Source organism: Bradyrhizobium sp. LTSPM299 (assembly GCF_000938235.1).
GTDB lineage: Bacteria > Pseudomonadota > Alphaproteobacteria > Rhizobiales > Xanthobacteraceae > Bradyrhizobium.
Window position 1 is genome coordinate 1 of record NZ_JYMU01000078.1, and the last position, 987, is coordinate 987.

Below are 987 nucleotides of genomic sequence, written 5' to 3' on the forward strand. Positions count from 1 at the left end.
GGGGACGCCGGTCGTTCGACGGAAGTTGCGGAAGTCGGCTAGGATCTCGGGCTCTTAAGCCTTACACCTTCGCCTTTTTGGTCCGCATCCAAGAACTCTATGCCTGCTTTGGCCAGGGCTTTTTGGATTGCCAGCAAGGTACTCGTTCGAGAATCAACAATCCCCTTTTCCAGCCTCGCGACGGCATTAAGCGACACGATCGCTTTGTCTGCCAACTGCTGTTGGGACCAGTCCAGTAACGCTCTGGCAGCCCGAATTTGTCGAGAGGTGATCATATTGACCACCTTCGACGGCTCTAGAAAATATGCCACTATAAGGGCATAAATACACCTGATAAGGTTATTTATGCACCCATCGAGTAGAAGCCTCGTGTGGATAGGTTCTGGCGGCGGCGATGCTGCCCCCTACCTTTTCTGCGCGCGTGCTTAGCTGAAAGGTATTCTTATGAAGAAACCGCCGCTTGATCCGGCTGTCGAAGACCTCGCTCCAACCGACGCGATGCTCACCGTCTATGATGAGCAGCACATGATCACTTATCTGCGTTTACTCGATGCGGATGCGGACGGCGCTGATTGGCGGGAGGTCACGCAGATCGTTTTGCATATTGACCCAGATCGAGAGCCAGATCGTGCGCGCGAAGCGTTTGATAGTCATTTGGCCCGCGCCAAATGGATGACCGAACATGGATATCACCAGCTGTTACGTGGCGGCGCCCTAAGCTAGGGCCGCAACGATCACGTACGGCTCCCGGCATTGATAATTGGGTGGATCGGTGATCGTCTCGCGTTTATGAGCCCGATCCATCGTTGGGTAGTCCGTGTATCCCTCGGCACCAAGACCAGCGGCGCTTTGAATATTTCCGGAAACCAAGGGCGGCGAGGAAATTTTTCGCGAATGCGCCAGCCACGGTGAGGCATCGCGCCGGGGCTACTCTGCTAATGTCGGCAGCAAATTCCTCAAGCGTTCGCCGCTGTTCACCAGCGTCTT

General features: G+C 55.0%; 2 protein-coding genes. One reads left to right on the forward strand and one right to left on the reverse strand.

The window, feature by feature from the left end; translation table 11 throughout:
- Positions 1 to 38 precede the first annotated feature (38 nt).
- Positions 39 to 275, reverse strand: coding sequence for a helix-turn-helix transcriptional regulator (locus UP10_RS34835; RefSeq protein ID WP_044587917.1), 237 nt, complete (start codon positions 273 to 275; stop codon positions 39 to 41).
- A 169-nt stretch (positions 276 to 444) separates the two neighbouring features.
- On the opposite strand from UP10_RS34835, the gene UP10_RS43535 reads away from it, so the two are divergent.
- On the forward strand, positions 445 to 723 hold the full coding sequence (locus UP10_RS43535; RefSeq protein WP_082077421.1) for a DNA -binding domain-containing protein: 279 nt from the start codon (positions 445 to 447) through the stop codon (positions 721 to 723).
- Positions 724 to 987: the final 264 nt, after the last annotated feature.